The organism is Ruegeria sp. C8, from assembly GCF_056537565.1.
Genome location: NZ_JBQFRV010000024.1, coordinates 31,176 through 47,926 on the forward strand (window position 1 = coordinate 31,176; position 16,751 = coordinate 47,926).

Sequence of the window (16,751 nt, forward strand, 5' to 3'; positions counted from 1 at the left end):
AAACCAGCGCCTCGGACCCTGTCCGGGGCAGGAACTCCGGTATGACCATTCTTTCGCTCAAAAACGTCTCAAAAAGCTTCGGCGCGCTCACCGTCACTGACGATGTCAGTTTTGATGTCGCGCAGGGGCAGGCCCTTGGGATCATTGGTCCGAATGGTGCCGGAAAGTCGACGCTGTTCAATCTGATAACGGGCAATCTGACCTCTGACGCGGGATCTATCCATTTCGACGGGGCTGACGTGACGCGCGTGCCGCCGATGCAGCGCTGCTTGTCGGGTATTGGGCGCTCGTTCCAGATCCCTCAGCCGTTTGATCATCTGACGGTGTTCGAAAACCTGCTTGTGGCCGCGACGCATGGGCAGAGCAAATCCGAACATGAGGTCGAACAGGACTGCGCCCGCATTCTAGAGCAAACGGAGTTGTTGGATGTGGCCAATGACACGGCCGGTGGATTGCGGCTGTTGCAACGCAAGCGGTTGGAGTTGGCCCGCGCGATGGCAACCAATCCAAAGCTGTTGCTGCTGGACGAAATCGCCGGAGGGCTGACCGACGCAGAATGCACAGCGCTGATCAACACGATTAAGGGACTGCACAGCAGCGGCGTGACGATCATCTGGATCGAACATGTCCTGCATGCTCTCACATCGGTCGTCGAACGGCTGCTGGTTCTGGATTTCGGCAAGGTCATCGGCCTCGGTGATCCGGACGAGATCATGAACAGCAGAGAAGTCAAAGAAATCTATCTGGGGATCGAAGTCTGATGAGCCTGTTAGAGACCCACGCGCTGACCGCTCACTACGGAGATTTCCAAGCCCTGTTTGGCGTGGATATCCATCTGGACGAAGGTGAAACCGTCGCCATCATCGGGGCAAACGGGGCCGGGAAATCGACCCTCATGCGCTCGATCTCGGGCGTTCTGACCAACGGGTCGGATCAAGTGCGCTTTGACGGCCAACCCATTGGGGGCTTGGCTGCAGATGAGATCATGGCGCGCGGCGTGGCCATGGTGCCCGAGGGGCGCCGGCTGTTTCCTTCCCTAAGCGTCGAGGAAAACTTGCTGATCGGCACCTATGGCCGCAAGGTTTCAGGCCATTGGTCGTTGCAAACGATCTACGACCTGTTCCCGATCCTGAAAGAGCGCCGGAACCATCCCGGCACCGCCCTGTCCGGTGGACAACAGCAGATGGTCGCTATTGGCCGCGCCCTCATGAGCAACCCGCGCGTTCTGCTTTGTGACGAGATCAGCCTCGGGCTGGCACCCGTGGTCATCAAGGACATCTACGATGCCGTCCCCCGCATTCAGAAGGCTGGCGCCAGCCTGATCGTGGTGGAGCAGGACATTGGTCAAGCGATGAAAGTCGCAGACCGCGTCTATTGCATGATGGAGGGCCGCGTCACGCTGGAAGGCACCGCCGAGACGCTCAGCCGTGAAGCCATTCACGACGCCTATTTCGGAGGAGCCGCCGCATGATCTGGATCGACACCATCATTCAGGGCGTTCTTTTAGGCGGTCTCTATGCGCTGTTCGCTGCAGGACTTAGCCTTGTGTTCGGGATCATGCGTTTGGTCAATCTGGCCCATGGCGATCTCATCGTCTTTGCCGCCTATCTGATCCTGCTGCTGGTCTCGCTGCTTGGTCTCTCTCCGTTTTTGGCGGCAATCATTGCCGCACCGATCATGTTCGGCGTGGGTTGGGCTTTGCAGAGACATGTGCTGAATCGCGTGCTGGGGCCTGATATCCTGCCGCCCTTGCTTGTGACATTCGGTCTGTCGGTCGTCTTGCAGAATGCTCTGCTCGAAGGGTTCTCAGCCGATAGCCAACGTTTGCCTGCGGGTGAGATTGCTACGGCTTCCGTTCAAATGGGCGGGCTGAACCTCGGCGTTCTGCCGCTGCTGACCTTTGCCTCGGCAATCCTTGTCATCGTTGGGCTGAACCAGCTTTTCTACCGCACGGAGCTGGGCCGGGCGTTCCGCGCGACCTCGGATGATGCAGTGACAGCGGGTCTGATGGGTATCCGGCCAGAACGTATCTTCGCCACTGCGACAGCCATCGCAATGCTCGTGGTGACCTTGGCAGCGCTCTATCTCGGAATGCGGGCGAACTTTGACCCGAATATCGGCCCAGCGCGCCTGATCTACGCTTTTGAGGCCGTGATCATTGGTGGCCTCGGCAGCCTGTGGGGCACGCTGATCGGGGGCATCATCATCGGCGTCGCTCAGACTGTCGGCGCAGCAATCAACCCCGAATGGCAAATCCTGGCTGGCCACCTGGCGTTTCTCATCGTGCTTCTGATCAAACCCAGAGGCCTGTTTCCAAGGGCGGTGGACTGATGACTGATACTTCGATGTACCGCGTCCAAACGCAGACCCGCGCGTCTTACAGTGCCGGAGCCGTCTGTATCGCTCTAATCATCCTGTTCATCCTTCTGCCGACATTTGCCAGCAGAGGGTTGATTCAAGACCTGTTCTTCATCTTCACCATGCTTGTACTGGCTCAGTTCTGGAACCTGCTAGCCGGGTATGGCGGCCTTGTGTCCGTCGGCCAGCAAGCCTTCGTGGGCATGGGCGCCTACGCCATGTTCGGCGGTGTCATCCTTTGGGGTATGGACCCGGTTTCGGCGATCCTGCTGGGCGGCGTTGCGGCCCTGATTGTCGCCATTCCCACAGCCTTCTTCGCCTTCCGCCTGCAAGGGGCCTATTTCGCCATCGGAACATGGGTCATCGCCGAGGTCATGCGCCTACTGGTGGCCCAATGGAAAGTGCTCGGCGGCGGCACTGGAACCTCTTTGCCGCGCACCGCAACACGTGAGATGTGGGCAACCGAATGGATCCAGACCACCTTTGACGTTCGCGGAGCAGCAGCGCGCGATATCCTGACCTACTGGCTGGCCTTGGCGCTGGTGATCGCAACGATTGCGGGCATCTACTGGCTGCTCAGAACAAAGCGCGGGCTGGCGCTTGCTGCTGTACGAGACAATGTCGAAGCAGCGAAATCCGTCGGCGTCGATGCAGTGCGGATGAAATGGCTGGTCTACCTGGTCTCAGCCGCTGGAACGGGACTAACGGGCGCTCTGATTTACGTTCAGAAACTGCGGATTTCACCGGATGCGGCGTTCTCGGTCACCGACTGGACGGCTTACGTGATTTTCATCGTCGTGATCGGAGGCATCGGCACCATCGAAGGCCCGATTCTGGGCGTGCTGATCTTCTTCATCTTGCAAAGCCTGCTCGCTGACTACGGTTCCTGGTATCTCATGGTGCTCGGGCTGATCGGGGTCGCCGTCATGCTCTTCGCACCGCGCGGCATCTGGGGGCTGATCTCTGAGAAAACCGGACTTCAAATATTCCCCGTGCGCCGTCGTCTGGTGATTGGCGCGCAGTCGAACAAGGAGGATTAATCCATGAAAACTCTCGCATTGACGGTCGTAGTCACAGCATTTGGAACGGGCGCATTTGCTGGCAGTTCCCTGCCGGGAATGACGGGCACAGACCACGTGGGATTTACAGTCCCGAGTGTCGATGAGGCCGTCACCTTCTTTCAGGACGTCATCGGTTGCAATGTGTTCTACCCGTTGGGACCGTTCTCGGGCGGTGACAGCACTTGGATGGCGGACCATCTAAACGTGGACGCCAAGGCCGAGATCCCGACGATGCGGCTGGTACGCTGCGGCAATGGCGCAAATTTCGAGATCTTCGAATATACCGCGCCGGATCAGGATACGAAACTGCCGCGAAACTCAGATATCGGCGGGCATCATATCGCGTTTTATACCACCGATATGGAAGGTGCCGTCAGCTATTTGCAGGATAAGGGCATTGAGGTCCTGGGCAACCCGACAACCATGACCGACGGGCCAAGCGCTGGCGAAACCTGGGTCTATTTCCTCGCCCCCTGGGGCATGCAGCTGGAACTGGTCAGCTACCCGGACGGCAAAGCCTATGAGGCCGAATATGACGGCCGCCTCAGGGATCCGCGGTCCTGAGAAATTCAAAGAACAAGGGAGAGAGCTTATGGCCACCATCACAACGGATGTCCTGATCATCGGGACCGGACCAGCGGGTTCCGCAACGGCGGCTTTGCTGTCGAGCTATGGCGTCGAGAACATGGTCATCAACCGCTATCGCTGGCTGGCCAATACGCCGCGGGCACATATCACCAATCAGCGCACGATGGAGGTGCTGCGCGACCTTGGTCATGAGGTCGAGGCCGAAGCCTATATGCACGCCGCGCATCAGGATCTGATGGGTGAAAACGTGTTCTGCGAAAGCCTCGCCGGTGAGGAAATCGGACGGATGAAAAGCTGGGGCAATCATCCGCTTTCTAAAGCCGAGCACCTGCTGTCCAGCCCGACCATGATGAACGACCTTCCGCAGACATTCATGGAGCCGATCCTTTTCGGCACCGCATGTCGCCGTGGGACTCAAGCGCGCATGAGCACTGAATACTTACGTCATGAGCAAGACGCTGACGGAGTGACGACCACATGCCTAGATCGTTTGTCGGGCGAAGAAATCACGATCCGGTCGAAATATCTGGTCGGCGCGGACGGGGGCAATTCTCTGGTTGCCGAACATGCCGGTCTGCCTTTCGAAGGTCAGATGGGCGTCGGCGGATCGATGAATATCCTGTTCCGGGCCGATCTCAGCAGATACGTGGCGCATCGGCCATCGGTCCTCTATTGGGTGATGCAACCGGGTGCGAATGTCGGTGGCATTGGCATGGGTCTAGTCCGCATGGTCCGCCCATGGAACGAATGGCTCATCGTTTGGGGCTATGACATCAACCAACCCGCCCCCGAGGTGGACGAGGCCATGGCCACTCAGGTTGCACGGCAATTGGTTGGCGACCCCGAGCTTGAGATCGAACTGATCAGCGCCAACACCTGGACCGTCAACAATATGTACGCGACCCATATGCAAAAGGATCGCGTGTTCATAATGGGTGACGCGGCACACCGACACCCACCGTCAAACGGGCTGGGGTCGAACACGTCGATACAGGACAGCTTCAACCTCGCCTGGAAACTGGCTGCTGTCCTGAAAGGCCATGCCGGAGAGAGCCTGCTGGACAGCTACAGCGAAGAACGCGCGCCAGTAGCAAAGCAGATCGTCACACGGGCCAATCAATCCATCGGTGAATTCGGTCCCATCTTTGAATCGCTGGGAATGGCCGAAGGCGTCGACCCAGAGGTCATGCAAAGCAATCTAGAGGCTCGCACAGGATCAACGCCAGAAGCTGCGGCACAAAGGCAGGCCATTCGCGAGGCGATTGCCTTTAAGAAATATGAGTTCGATGCGCATGGCGTTGAAATGAACCAGCGCTACGACTCCTGTGCGATTGAAACGGATGGTCAACCCAATCCCGGTTTTGATCAGGATGCGGAGCTGCACTACCAGCCCACGACTTGGCCCGGCGCGCGTATTCCACATGTCTGGGTGTTTGATCATGATACAGGGAGCAAACATTCAACTCTGGATTTATGCGGTCGCGGAGAATTCACCGTTCTGACCGGGATTGGTGGAGAGGCTTGGGTAACGGCGGCCGAGACCATCTCGAAAGAACTGGGCATGCCCATTCGCTGTCACGTCATCGGCCCGCGCCAGACTTATGTTGACCACACCGGGGATTGGGCTCGCGCGTCGGAGATTTCGGATACGGGCTGTTTGTTGGTCCGTCCTGATCAACACGTGGCGTGGCGCTCAGCCGATATGGCTGCTGACGCCGAAGCCGAACTGCGTCGCGCGCTGACCACAGTCCTTTCGCGATGAGCCAATCTGGAGCAAACTTACACAAGTCAGGAGGCCAAAATGGACTCGCATGAGATGGGATACTTTACCGAGGAAAACTCGGCCGAGGTCGTCACGGCACGCAATAAAAACGCAGAAAGCGAACGGCTGAAGCATGTGATGGAGGTCATCACCAGAAAACTCCACGAAGCCGTGAAGGAAATCGAACCAACGCAGCAGGAATGGTTCGAGGCAATCATGTTCCTGACCAAGGTCGGACACATGTGCGATGATTGGCGGCAGGAGTACATTCTTCTGTCCGATGTTCTCGGCGTGTCGATGCTGGTGGATGCCGTGAACTCTCGTCGTCCCACCGGGGCCTCAGAGAACACTGTGCTGGGGCCGTTCCATGTGGGAGGTGCCCCGGAATACGAGATGGGGCACAACATCTGTCTGGATCAAAAAGGCGAGGACATGGTGGTACGGGGTCGTGTCACGGATGTGGAAGGCAACCCGTTGGAAGGCGTCAAGATTGATGTCTGGCAAGCCAATGACGATGGGTTTTACGATGTGCAACAGAAAGGTATTCAACCTGATTTCAACCTGCGTGGCGTCTTCACAACCGGAGCCGATGGGACCTATTGGTTCCGTGCGGTGCGGCCAAAGAACTATCCAATCCCAGATGATGGGCCAGTTGGCGATCTGTTGAAGCGTCTTGGTCGACACCCGTACCGACCGGCGCATCTACACTACATCGTTTCAAAAGACGGATACGACGACCTGACCACGCATATCTTTGATCCCGATGACCAATATATCAACTCGGATGCTGTATTTGGCGTCAAAGAAAGCCTGATCGCCGAATTCAATCGCGTCGATGATCCGGCGCGATCTGCGGAAGTTGGCTTTGAAGGTCCCTATTGGGATGTCGAATTCGACTTTGTCCTCGCACCGAAAGAGGCGTGAAATGTCTGAACCCTGCATCATCTGTGTTGCAATAACCGGATCGTTACCAACCAAGGCCAACAACCCGGCTGTGCCCATAACAGTCGAGGAACAAGTCGAAAGCACACAGGCCGCTTTTGAGGTGGGGGCATCCATCTGCCATGCCCATGTTCGAAATGATGACGAGACGCCTTCGAGCGACCCGGAAAAGTTCGCAAGGTTGAAAGAGGGGCTCGAGAAACACTGCCCTGGCATGATCATCCAGTTTTCGACTGGAGGGCGATCGGGGGCGGGCAAGACGCGGGGCGGCATGTTGCCGTTGCGGCCGGATATGGCGTCGTTGTCCGTGGGGTCGAACAATTTCCCCACGCGCGTCTACGAAAATCCACCTGATCTTGTCGACTGGCTCGCGGCGGAAATGGCGACTTATGACGTCAAACCAGAGATCGAAGCCTTCGATCTGAGCCACATCCTGAAGGCGGCCGAGATGCACAAAAAAGGGCAAATCAAAGACACGCCTTATGTGCAATTTGTCATGGGTGTCAAAAACGCGATGCCCGCAGATCGGGACGTATTCGATTTCTACGTGAAGACCGTTGAACGACTGTTTCCTGGTGCGCCGTGGTGCGCTGCAGGCATTGGTGCGCAGCAGGAGGTTCTGAACCACTGGGCCATTTCCTCCGGTGGCCACGCGCGAACCGGCCTCGAAGACAACGTACGCCTGGATCGCAATACGTTGGCACCCTCAAACGCAGCGCTTGTAACGCGGACTGCAGAGATCTGTGCCCAATACAACCGCCCGGTTGCGACAGCCGTCCAGGCGCGTGAGATACTCGGGCTATGAACCGGAATTAGCTGTCCAATGCAGTCGCCACACGTTCCGGAGTAAACGGCATGTGGCGCAAGCGCTTGCCTTGAGCGGCATAGAACGCGTTGGCAATGGCCGCGGGCACCATCGGAGTGCCAACCTCGCCAACACCAACAGGCGGCGCATCGACCTCTGCGATGTAGATCTCGATATCCGGCATCTGCGACGCGCGTGTGATCTCATAGTCCCAGAAATTGCTCTGCACCACTTCGCCGTTTTCGATGTCGATCTTTTCGGAAAGAGCCATCGAGATGCCGAACACGATGCCACCTTCGATCTGATTGAGTGCGTTGTCCGGCGTGACGATCAGGCCCGCATCTATCGCGGCCCAGAAGTTGTTGATCTGGATCTCTCCGCTATCGGGGTCGACTTCAACTTCCGCCACACCTGCGGCCATGGACGAGCTGTAGCCTGCAAAAGAGAGTCCTAAGTTTCGACTACCCCGATTGTGCCAATCAGACATCTCGGCCACCTTCTCAAGCAGGTGCCGCCCGCGCGGGTTTTCGGAAACAAGATCTAGCCGGAACTCCAATGGATCCCGCCCGGCTTGTTCTGCGAGTTCGTCCATGAAACACTCCGCCGCAAAGGCCGTATAGGACGCACCAATACCGCGATAGGGCGCAAGGCGGGCGTGCCGGTCCATGATCAGATGATCGGCGCGGAAATCCTCAATCCCATAGAACTTGCTCTCGGCACCGCGCATCGAGATCACATCGTTCGGGTTTACCGCGTCCCAACGCATGGGATTGAAAAACCCGATCACCGTTGGTGTCGCGACCTTGTGATACCACCCGTCGAGTTTTCCGTCCGCCGTCAGACCCGCCTCAAGCTTTTGGGCTGCAGCCGGGCGGAAGGTCCCCTGCTTCACGTCGTCTTCACGCGGCCAAATCACTTTGACAGGGCGTCCAACGGCCTTAGAGCACAGAACCGCATCACGCACATAGTTCTGCATCAAGGCCGTGCGTCGACCAAATCCTCCGCCCATTGTCATCATGTTCAGTCGAACGTTTTCGACGGGGATACTTAGCACCTCGGACACGGTGCGCGCAGTCCATGACTGTGTTTGCGTGCCTGCCCAAACCTCGGCACCTTGCCCGTCCGCATCGACATCGGCGACAGCCGCCATCGGCTCAATCTGAGCGTGGTATGCGTAGTCCGACAGATAAAGCTGCGAATACTGACGGTCAGCGTTGCCAATGGCTGCAGGGGCGTCGCCTTTCTCGGCCCAGGTCGCACCCGACGCGTCAGGAGCGCTGACAGCGGCGGCGTATTCAGCCAGAGTCTCTTCGCTGTTTGAGGTTCGGAAGGGTGAGGTGGTGGACCATTCGACCTCAAGCAAACCCCGTGCCCCCAAGGCAGACCACAGGCTTTCCGCGACGACGGCGACACCGTCCGGTACGGTCACGACGTCTATGACACCCGGTACTTCGCGTGCGGCAACGTCGTTGATGGAAAGCGCTATCTCGTCCTCGACTGGTGCGCGTAGGACAACCGCATAGGCCATATTGGGAACTTCCACATCAATCGCATATTCGGCCTGACCTGTGCTTTTGGCCGGAACGTCGCGACGCGGCAGATCTTGCCCGATGATCCGAAACGCGGATGGGTCTTTCAGCGGCACAGTCTCAGCGTCTGGTACCGTCACATCCCGTGTACCGAACGCCGCCAGTTCACCATACCCGGCCTGTTGGCCATCGGGGCCCAATACAATACTGGGTTCGGTCCTAAGGCTGGCTTTGTCCACAGCCCATTCACGTGCTGCGATTTGCAGCAAAACGTCGCGCGCCTGCGCGCCCGCCTTGCGCATCGGGTCAAAATAGAACTGCGTTCCGGTGCTGCCAGCCGTATATAGAACACCGCCAAACAGCTGATTTCCAAAGCGTCGATCATCAGCGTTTAGCTGTTCGATCTCAACGTCTTCCCAAGCTGCATCAAGTTCTTCAGCAAGGATTTGCGGTAGCGTGGAGTAGCTGCTTTGCCCCATTTCGGTCGAGGGGAAGACGATCCGGATGCTTCCATCAGCCCGGATCGTCAACCAGTGATTGACATCCAGTGTGCCGATTGCTGCCTCAGCCCGGACGGATGAGATGCCACCCGCACCGATGAAAAATGTCAGTCCAGCAGCGCCTTGTAGAAACCCTCGGCGGTTCATGTCTATGGTCATCTCAAACCTCCTTGGCTGCGCGTTCGATTGCTTTGAAAATGCGGTTGTAGGTTCCGCATCGACACAAGTTCGAACTCATCTCATCGACGATTTCTTCGCGCGTCGGGGATGGATTGTCCGCCAGAAGTGCCGCCGCGCGCATGATCTGACCCGACTGGCAATAGCCGCATTGTGCGACCTGCTCTTCGATCCAGGCCCTCTGAACAGGATGCGAACCGTCTTCGGACAATCCTTCGATTGTCGTGACTTGCGCATCCTCCACGTCGCTAACTGACATCTGACACGCGAAGCTCGCCACACCATCCACATGCACCGTGCAGGCCCCACACATGGCAGCACCGCAGCCGTATTTCGTACCCTTGAGTTTGAGCGTATCTCGAAGGACCAGCAGCAACATTTCGTCAGGGGGGTTATCAACCTCTACGGGTCGGCCGTTCAATTCGAATTTGATCATTTGGAACAGTCCTTGTGATGCCTGATGTTGATAGGATCTTGTGGGGTGGATTTCTTCACGGCCTGACCATGGAGTGGTCTTGGTCGGCGTCGGTGACTGGGTAGACCATTGGCGTGACACGAACTTTCATTCCCGGTCGCAACGTTTGGTCGGGGTTTTCCAGATCTGCCCAGACACGTATCTTTCCGCTGTTTTCATCGAACCAGACCGCCGATCCAGTGAGCCGATTTGCATCTGACAGAACCTGACCGATCTCCGTTTCAACATGGAACCGGACGGAGTTTGATAGCTCCTCTGAGCGCGTGTTGGTCGTGTTCAACCCCGAAACCCATTGGGCATAGGGAAGCTCGAACACAACGCGCAAGCGGTTCAGATTTACGAGTTGAAACAGGGGCGGATCGCCGGAATTGAACTCGACCAGCGAGCCTGGTCCAACGCGCGGGTCTTCAACATGTCCTGAGATCGGTGCACGTATGAGCGTGTCGTCGTAGTTCGTTTGCGCGATCTCCAACTCGGTTTCCGCCAAGGCCCTTTCGGCCTCAGCCAAAGCCAGATTTGTTTCGGCGTCCAACAAGGCGACCTCTGTTGCCGCGCCGCGCGTCGAGAGTTGGGCTGCGCGGTCCAGCTTATCTCGGGCTTGAAGCAAGAGAGCCTCGGCTTTGGCCAACTCTGCACTAGCGGCATCGACCGCCAGTTTCTCCAGATCGTTTCGAAGCTGCAGCAATGGCGCCCCCGCTTCTACATAGTCACCTTGCTCAACGAGAACTTCTTCGACAATGCCCTCCGCCCGGCTATAGACGTCCGACCGCTCGACTGCTTCGATACGGCCTTCAAACTCCGCTCCACTCGCAGATGCCTGCTCAGGCGCATGGGCCCAGAACAGAGCCGCAAAGACTGTGGCCGAAAGAATGGGCCTTTGGGTGACCAAAATCGATAGCATCACAAACACTCTCATCATGGTGCGATCAGATGGCGAACGACCGGCCCGCTTTCACGGGTATCAAAGGCTGCGACAGCCCGTTGAAGGTCCTGATCCTGGTGTGATACACGCTCGTGCTGAGCCAGATGTTCTTCCCAAGATGAAACCATGAAGGCTTCGACCCATAGCTCGGGCTCTTCTGCACTTTGGAAAACGCGCCAGTCATAGGCTCCGTCGCGCCAGCGCTCGCCCGACCATTCTTGAATCGCGGACAGGAATGCAGCTTCGTCCTCGGGTCGGATGCGATACTCAACTTCGACCATGACAGGACCGCGGGATGCCAAGCCGTGCTCTTCAAGGGCAACTTGCGGCGCCGGCCAATGCATAGAGGGCGTCAGGTCCAGATCTTCGCCCTGACCAAGCTGAAACTTGCGCGTAAGAAGCAAGCCGACGATCAATCCGCTTGCTGCGATCAGCAAGGTGATCGAAACAGATGTTGCCGTGGCCACCTGACCCCAGAATGCTGATCCAAACGCCATGGATCCGAAGAAAACCATCAGATTCACAGACAATCCTCGGGCCCTGACCCAGTTGGGCAGCGCGGTCTGCGCCGACACATTGAACGTGGTGAGAACGGCAATCCAGCTAAAGCCACCCAACAATGCGGCGATATAAGCCAACGGAGGGGTTGTCGCCGTTGCAAGAATTGCCATGGCAACGGCAGTGCCGATGGTGCCGCCTGCAGCCGTCGTGCTTGCATCAAGCTTCGCTCGGAACTGCGGAAGTGTCAAAGCACCCGCGACAGCCCCGGCACCGATCAAAGTCAGCAACAAACCATACAGCGTCGCCCCGCCCCCTTCGATCGTCCGGACGACCAGCGGCAGCAGAGCCCAATAGGCAGATGCAAAGATGAAGAAGGCAAAGGATCGGATCAACGTGGCCTTGAGCGGGCTGTTATGTGCGACGTGACGCATGCCGGTCATCATCGCGTTGAACATAGGCTGAGATGTCTTCGAAACGCCGACGTCGTGCTTCCAAAACAACAGAGCGCCAATGATCACGAGATAGCTGACCGCGTTGACTGCAAAGGGGGCTGCCAAACTGACCGATGCAATCAAAACGCCCGCCAAAGCAGGGCCGATCGCGCGGCTGATGTTGATGCCCATTGAATTCAAGGCAATGGCTGGCTGCAACGCGTCACGCGGCACCAAAGTTGGCACGATCGCTTGCCAGGCCGGAGCCATGAAAGCCGTGCCAGTTCCGATGGCCAACGTGAACAGGATCAGGAGCGTCGGTGTTACCAGTTCAAGCTGAACCAGCACGGTTAGCACCGAAACCAGTACCAGAAGCACCACGTTCACTGTGATCAACAGCTTACGTTTGTCCAACCGGTCCGCCAGCGTACCAGCGTATAAAGCGAAGATGAACACTGGCAGGGTTGTTGCCGCCTGCACCAACGAGACAACTGCTGGAGATGAATTGAGCGTCGTCATCAGCCACCCTGCGCCAACGTCATGCATCCACGTGCCGACGTTAGAGATCAGGGTCGCAACCCAAAGAAGCGCGAACGTCCGATGTTTGAACGGGGCCCAAGCCGAGTTTGATGCCGCAGGTGCAGGTTTCGCGATGCTACCACTGGATGACATCAGCCAACTCCTCGCGGTTTCTTTCAGCATAGGACCGCACAAACGGGCAAAGCGGCACGATGCGAAGACCTTTTTCGCGCGCGTCCGCCACAAGCTGCGCGGCCAAGGTCCGCGCCAAGCCGCGACCACGCAACTCTTCCGGGACAAACGTGTGGTCGGCGATAACGAGGCTGGGCGTGACTTTTGACAGCGTTAGTTCCGCCTCGCTCACGATCCCGGACACCGAAGCGCCGTATCGTGCTTTTGTATCGCTTTCGCTGTAAGTGATTTTTAGCTTTTGATCGTCCAACATGGGAAATCTCCTGAGGTCTTGCCTCTATTCAGCGGCAAGGCTGCCTTGGCTTTGCGTCGAAGCGCCGGGTGCACCGAAAATTGGAACGGGTGACCAATCGGGAAGCTCCGGCAGAGGGGCAGGCGCATGCGCCGCAAATCGAGCCTTGGCATGCACGATCTTGCCGCCCGTCAGTGTCAGGTCGGCCTCGATTTCGGTGATCTCATCCTCGGCGATCGAGAAATAATCCCGGTCGAGCACGGCGATATCCGCCCATTGCCCCGCTTTGATCTGACCTTTCTTACCCGCTTCCCGGCTGAACCAAGCCCCGGCGGCGGTCCAATGACGCAGCGCGTCGTGCCGATCCAAGCGGTTCGCTGCACTCCAGATGACGTCTCCGCCACGACCTTTGCCAGAAACGGCCCAGTGAATGGCCAACCACGGATTATAGGACGACACCCGCGTCGCATCCGTGCCAGCAGCCAGAGGCACACCCGAGGCCATCATCTTCTTGACCGGCATGACCTCGCGCAGGGCATCTTCGCCGTAACGGTCGCGATAGGCTGTGGTTTGAAAGGCGATGCGGTTTTGATAGCTGATACCGCCGCCCAGACGGGCAACCCACTCCATTGTAGATTCTGAGATCGTCTCACCGTGATCGAAAATCCAGTTCAGCTCTTCCAACCCTTTGTCACGACCGACCTCCTCAATAAGGCTCAGCAACCGGTGGGCGCTTTCCTCGTAAGTACAATGGAAACGGATCGGCCAGCGGTTTTCGAACAGAAACTCGAGTACCGGCCTGAGGTCCCCCTCCATCCGCTTGGGCAGATCGGGGCGTGGGTAGCTGAAATCTTCGAAATCATAGGCAGACGCGACCAGCATCTCGCCCGCGCCCACGCATTTCAGGTAGTCGTTTCCTTCGTCTGGCTTGACGATGTCATTCCAGCGTTTGAAATCGTCCAGCTCAAACATCGGACGCTGCGCAAAAAGCTGATAGCCGATGCGCACGGTTTGCTCGCCGCGTTTGTTCAACTCGGTGAAGACGCCGTAGTCATCTGGATAGTTCAGGAACCCACCCGCGCAATCCAAAGCCGAGGTCAATCCAAGACCATTCAGCGCCTTGAAATAGTGCTTGGTCGAGGTGACCTGCTGTTCGAAATCCAGCTTGGGGGCCATATCCAACAACGCGTAAAGCGGTTGCGCGTTGGGGCGCGCCATCGCGAGACCAGTCGGGTTGCCCTGATCGTCCCGCTCCAGACGTCCTGAGACAAAGGGCTCGTAAAAGTGTTTGTCGATGCCGATTGCACGCAGGGCGGCTTTGTTCAGCCACGCCCGATCATAGAGGTGCAACACGTAGACAGGCACATCTGGCGCGACCGCATTGATCTCATCAATCGTCGGCAACCGCTTTTCGGCGAATTGATCAACAGACCAACCACCAACCACGCGGATCCATTGCCCGGCAGGAGTACGCTCTGCCTGAGCCTTCAGCATGCGCAGACCGTCGGCAAGCGACGGAACGTGGTCCCAGCGCAGCTCCATGGCGAAGTTGTTGCCTTGTCGGATGATGTGCGTATGGCTGTCGATCAGGCCGGGAATTACACGCTGGCCGCCCAGATCAATGGTTTCGGTTTCGGGTTCCGCAAGCCCAAGCATGTCCTTGTCCGTTCCAACGGCGGTGATCTGATCCCCTGAAATTGCCACGGCCGCTGCTTCGGGCCTGTCGGGATCCATTGTCGTGATCTTGCCGTTGAAGAGTATCGTGTCTGGGGCGGCCATGGTGCGCATCCTTTGGCAAAGCGGGAGTTGTCGGTGCCTACTGCTGGGGCACAGATTGAGAGAGGTTTGGAAATTCTCCCGCTCGGTTTCATGGGGAGGGATGAAGGGACCGAGCGGGCTTTGCGCGACAGACTATTCTGCGGCGACTTTACCGGCGGGCACCGCTTCCAGCGTTGGTCCAGTATGGAGGGTGCGCGATGGCGCCTTGTGGACCATCGTGTATGCGTAATCGACGCCCATGCCGTAGGCGCCGGAGTGTTCACGCACCAAGTCCATGACAGCATCGTAGGTATCGCGGCGCGCCCAATCTCGCTGCCATTCCAGCAGAACCTGCTGCCAGGTCACCGGGACGACTCCGGCCTGAACCATCCGGTCCATCGCGTATTTGTGGGCATCAATCGACGTACCGCCCGACGCGTCCGCAACCATGTAAATTTCGTAGTCCGTATCGGCCATGCAGCTCAGCGCAAAGGTGATATTGCAGACCTCGGTCCAAAGACCCGAGACAACGATTTTCTTGCGACCTTCCGCAGCTCCTCGTGCCAGTGCATCCCGGACTTTCTGATCGTCCCAGGAGTTCATGGACGTGCGTTCCAGCAAAGGCGCCTGTGGGTTTACATCCAGAAGTTCAGGATAGGTGTGCCCGGAAAAACTGTCCGTTTCGACCGTGGTGATGATAGTGGGCATGTCAAAGATCTTGGCGGCTTTGGCCAAGGCAACGGTGTTGTTCTTCAGCGTCTGACGATCAATCGACTGCACGCCGAACGCCATCTGCGGCTGATGATCGATGAAGATGATCTGGCTGTTCTCAGGTGTAAGGACTTCAAGTTTGGACATTTTTCATTCCTTTGTTGAGGTTAGATGGGGCTAAAGGGTTTTGGGTTTGGTTGGTTGGCTCGTCTCTTCAGCCTGCGTGACGGCGAAGGATTTCAGATGCAGGGCCTGTGACACAGCGTCGGAATGACCTCGGATCCATTGCACTGCAGCTTCTCCGGCGAGCATACCCAAGAGGCCCAAAAGCGCGATGATTGGCGGGGCGGGACTGCGGACTGCGATCAGGCCATAGATGACCCCAATCCCGAGGCCCGCTGCGAGCGATATGAGATATGGTTGCCAAGTCACGTCGGGTCTCCTTGCAATTCTGGTTCGATTGATCTGATTTTGAGGATTTTAGGTTCTTTCCTTGCCACGGGGCTTGGCATATCGAAAACCAGCGCAGCCCCGTCAGTGTGCAATTGCATAGTGACCTGTTCGGATCGCGGAACTTGTACTCCGTCACCCGCGCTCAGACGTTCGTGCTCGGCATAGGCAAGGCCATCCAGCAGATGAACGAAGCGGTCACTTTCGCCATTTGCAGAAAGCGCAAGTTCTTGTCCTTCGGTGAACCGACGAAGCGTCAGTCGCGCCCTTGATCTCAACGGGATCAAAGGGTGCAATGTGGCGGGTCCAGCGAGCAGGACATCCCCTTCGTTCGGAACCGAGGCTTGTGTGTATGCAGGTTGACCACCTACCTGATCCGGGATCAGCCAGATTTGCAGGAATTTTGCGGGCTCCGACGTGGACCCGTTGTATTCGGAATGACGCACGCCAGTGCCTGCCGACATTCCCTGCACTTCTCCTGCGCTTATACTGGCGACATTGCCCTGATCATCCTCGTGGCGCAGTTGCCCATCCAGAACCAGTGTAATGATATCCATATCCGCATGATCATGCGCCGCAAAACCACCACCTGGGATCAGGCCGTCTTCGTTGATCACGCGCAGATTGGCGAACCCCATGCGCGTCGGGTCTTGGAACTGGCCGAACGAAAACGTGTGATAGCTATCCAGCCATCCGTTTTGCGTGCGTCCCCGCGATGCTTTTTCGTGAATCTTGATCATTTCTCTCAGTTCCAAGTTCTGTTGTTCTTCGATGTGGGGCGTAGTTTGAACTCGACAACGCAGAAGTTCTGCGGGTATGCATTAGTTAGGCTAAACTG

17 protein-coding genes are annotated in these 16,751 nt (G+C 57.5%); 8 read left to right on the forward strand and 9 right to left on the reverse strand.

All coding sequences use genetic code 11. From position 1 onward, the window contains the following. Positions 1-41: 41 nt before the first annotated feature. Genes ACR0KL_RS21325 through ACR0KL_RS21360 form a run of 8 tightly spaced genes read left to right on the forward strand, consistent with a single transcriptional unit; the run spans position 42 to position 7,516 of the window. The gene (locus tag ACR0KL_RS21325) at positions 42-761 is read left to right on the forward strand and encodes an ABC transporter ATP-binding protein (protein ID WP_170680888.1); all 720 of its coding nucleotides are present in this window, start codon (positions 42-44) and stop codon (positions 759-761) included. Beyond that, positions 761-1,471, forward strand: coding sequence for a branched-chain amino acid ABC transporter ATP-binding protein (locus ACR0KL_RS21330; protein ID WP_170680887.1), 711 nt, complete (start codon positions 761-763; stop codon positions 1,469-1,471). The genes ACR0KL_RS21325 and ACR0KL_RS21330 overlap by 1 nt, the downstream gene beginning before the upstream one ends. Next, positions 1,468-2,331: a branched-chain amino acid ABC transporter permease gene (locus tag ACR0KL_RS21335; protein ID WP_170680886.1), complete on the forward strand. Its 864-nt coding sequence runs from the start codon at positions 1,468-1,470 to the stop codon at positions 2,329-2,331. The genes ACR0KL_RS21330 and ACR0KL_RS21335 overlap by 4 nt, the downstream gene beginning before the upstream one ends. After that, positions 2,331-3,398 carry a branched-chain amino acid ABC transporter permease gene (locus ACR0KL_RS21340; protein ID WP_480555573.1) on the forward strand — a complete coding sequence of 356 codons (1,068 nt, stop codon included), beginning with the start codon at positions 2,331-2,333 and terminating at the stop codon, positions 3,396-3,398. The genes ACR0KL_RS21335 and ACR0KL_RS21340 overlap by 1 nt, the downstream gene beginning before the upstream one ends. 3 nt (positions 3,399-3,401) lie before the next feature. Beyond that, positions 3,402-3,983 carry a VOC family protein gene (locus tag ACR0KL_RS21345; RefSeq protein ID WP_480777479.1) on the forward strand — a complete coding sequence of 194 codons (582 nt, stop codon included), beginning with the start codon at positions 3,402-3,404 and terminating at the stop codon, positions 3,981-3,983. 28 nt (positions 3,984-4,011) lie between these two features. Then, positions 4,012-5,769: an FAD-dependent oxidoreductase gene (locus tag ACR0KL_RS21350; protein WP_170680884.1), complete on the forward strand. Its 1,758-nt coding sequence runs from the start codon at positions 4,012-4,014 to the stop codon at positions 5,767-5,769. A gap of 39 nt (positions 5,770-5,808) precedes the next feature. Beyond that, on the forward strand, positions 5,809-6,693 hold the full coding sequence (locus ACR0KL_RS21355) for an intradiol ring-cleavage dioxygenase (protein ID WP_170556315.1): 885 nt from the start codon (positions 5,809-5,811) through the stop codon (positions 6,691-6,693). A gap of 1 nt (position 6,694) precedes the next feature. Next, positions 6,695-7,516: a 3-oxoadipate:acetyl-CoA acetyltransferase gene (locus tag ACR0KL_RS21360; RefSeq protein ID WP_170680883.1), complete on the forward strand. Its 822-nt coding sequence runs from the start codon at positions 6,695-6,697 to the stop codon at positions 7,514-7,516. Positions 7,517-7,523: 7 nt separating this feature from the next. On the opposite strand, the gene ACR0KL_RS21365 is transcribed toward ACR0KL_RS21360, so the two are convergent. The 9 genes from ACR0KL_RS21365 to ACR0KL_RS21405 form a co-directional block, all read right to left on the reverse strand. Next, the gene (locus ACR0KL_RS21365; protein WP_480777480.1) at positions 7,524-9,704 is read right to left on the reverse strand and encodes a xanthine dehydrogenase family protein molybdopterin-binding subunit; all 2,181 of its coding nucleotides are present in this window, start codon (positions 9,702-9,704) and stop codon (positions 7,524-7,526) included. Between the two features lies 1 nt (position 9,705). Continuing rightward, entirely contained in the window at positions 9,706-10,158 is a 453-nt protein-coding gene (locus ACR0KL_RS21370) for a (2Fe-2S)-binding protein (RefSeq protein WP_170556318.1), read from the reverse strand. Positions 10,159-10,213: 55 nt separating this feature from the next. After that, a complete protein-coding gene (locus ACR0KL_RS21375) occupies positions 10,214-11,098 on the reverse strand; it encodes an efflux RND transporter periplasmic adaptor subunit (RefSeq protein WP_480555577.1) in 885 nt (294 codons plus the stop codon). 14 nt (positions 11,099-11,112) lie between these two features. Then, positions 11,113-12,723, reverse strand: a complete 1,611-nt coding sequence (locus tag ACR0KL_RS21380; protein ID WP_170680878.1) for an MFS transporter — start codon at positions 12,721-12,723, stop codon at positions 11,113-11,115. Next, complete coding sequence (locus ACR0KL_RS21385; RefSeq protein ID WP_170473324.1) at positions 12,707-13,015, reverse strand: GNAT family N-acetyltransferase; 309 nt, start codon at positions 13,013-13,015, stop codon at positions 12,707-12,709. Before ACR0KL_RS21385 ends, ACR0KL_RS21380 begins: the two co-directional genes overlap by 17 nt. A 24-nt stretch (positions 13,016-13,039) precedes the next feature. Then, the gene (locus tag ACR0KL_RS21390) at positions 13,040-14,773 is read right to left on the reverse strand and encodes an amidohydrolase (RefSeq protein WP_480777481.1); all 1,734 of its coding nucleotides are present in this window, start codon (positions 14,771-14,773) and stop codon (positions 13,040-13,042) included. A gap of 132 nt (positions 14,774-14,905) precedes the next feature. Next, a complete protein-coding gene (locus ACR0KL_RS21395) occupies positions 14,906-15,610 on the reverse strand; it encodes a hydrolase (protein WP_170680874.1) in 705 nt (234 codons plus the stop codon). 30 nt (positions 15,611-15,640) lie between these two features. Then, a complete protein-coding gene (locus tag ACR0KL_RS21400; protein ID WP_068333920.1) occupies positions 15,641-15,895 on the reverse strand; it encodes a DUF1427 family protein in 255 nt (84 codons plus the stop codon). Next, complete coding sequence (locus ACR0KL_RS21405; protein ID WP_170377175.1) at positions 15,892-16,653, reverse strand: pirin family protein; 762 nt, start codon at positions 16,651-16,653, stop codon at positions 15,892-15,894. The genes ACR0KL_RS21400 and ACR0KL_RS21405 overlap by 4 nt, the downstream gene beginning before the upstream one ends. Between the last annotated feature and the right edge of the window lie 98 nt (positions 16,654-16,751).

Excerpts from the sequence above, each read along its gene's own strand:
- ACR0KL_RS21325 (WP_170680888.1), top strand. The coding sequence starts at position 42 with ATGACCATTCTTTCGCTCAAAAACGTCTCAAAAAGCTTCGGCGCGCTC.
- ACR0KL_RS21330 (WP_170680887.1), top strand. The coding sequence starts at position 761 with ATGAGCCTGTTAGAGACCCACGCGCTGACCGCTCACTACGGAGATTTC.
- ACR0KL_RS21335 (WP_170680886.1), top strand. The coding sequence starts at position 1,468 with ATGATCTGGATCGACACCATCATTCAGGGCGTTCTTTTAGGCGGTCTC.
- ACR0KL_RS21340 (WP_480555573.1), top strand. The coding sequence starts at position 2,331 with ATGACTGATACTTCGATGTACCGCGTCCAAACGCAGACCCGCGCGTCT.
- ACR0KL_RS21345 (WP_480777479.1), top strand. The coding sequence starts at position 3,402 with ATGAAAACTCTCGCATTGACGGTCGTAGTCACAGCATTTGGAACGGGC.
- ACR0KL_RS21350 (WP_170680884.1), top strand. The coding sequence starts at position 4,012 with ATGGCCACCATCACAACGGATGTCCTGATCATCGGGACCGGACCAGCG.
- ACR0KL_RS21355 (WP_170556315.1), top strand. The coding sequence starts at position 5,809 with ATGGACTCGCATGAGATGGGATACTTTACCGAGGAAAACTCGGCCGAG.
- ACR0KL_RS21360 (WP_170680883.1), top strand. The coding sequence starts at position 6,695 with ATGTCTGAACCCTGCATCATCTGTGTTGCAATAACCGGATCGTTACCA.
- ACR0KL_RS21365 (WP_480777480.1), bottom strand. The coding sequence starts at position 9,704 with ATGACCATAGACATGAACCGCCGAGGGTTTCTACAAGGCGCTGCTGGA.
- ACR0KL_RS21370 (WP_170556318.1), bottom strand. The coding sequence starts at position 10,158 with ATGATCAAATTCGAATTGAACGGCCGACCCGTAGAGGTTGATAACCCC.
- ACR0KL_RS21375 (WP_480555577.1), bottom strand. The coding sequence starts at position 11,098 with ATGCTATCGATTTTGGTCACCCAAAGGCCCATTCTTTCGGCCACAGTC.
- ACR0KL_RS21380 (WP_170680878.1), bottom strand. The coding sequence starts at position 12,723 with ATGTCATCCAGTGGTAGCATCGCGAAACCTGCACCTGCGGCATCAAAC.
- ACR0KL_RS21385 (WP_170473324.1), bottom strand. The coding sequence starts at position 13,015 with ATGTTGGACGATCAAAAGCTAAAAATCACTTACAGCGAAAGCGATACA.
- ACR0KL_RS21390 (WP_480777481.1), bottom strand. The coding sequence starts at position 14,773 with ATGGCCGCCCCAGACACGATACTCTTCAACGGCAAGATCACGACAATG.
- ACR0KL_RS21395 (WP_170680874.1), bottom strand. The coding sequence starts at position 15,610 with ATGTCCAAACTTGAAGTCCTTACACCTGAGAACAGCCAGATCATCTTC.
- ACR0KL_RS21405 (WP_170377175.1), bottom strand. The coding sequence starts at position 16,653 with ATGATCAAGATTCACGAAAAAGCATCGCGGGGACGCACGCAAAACGGA.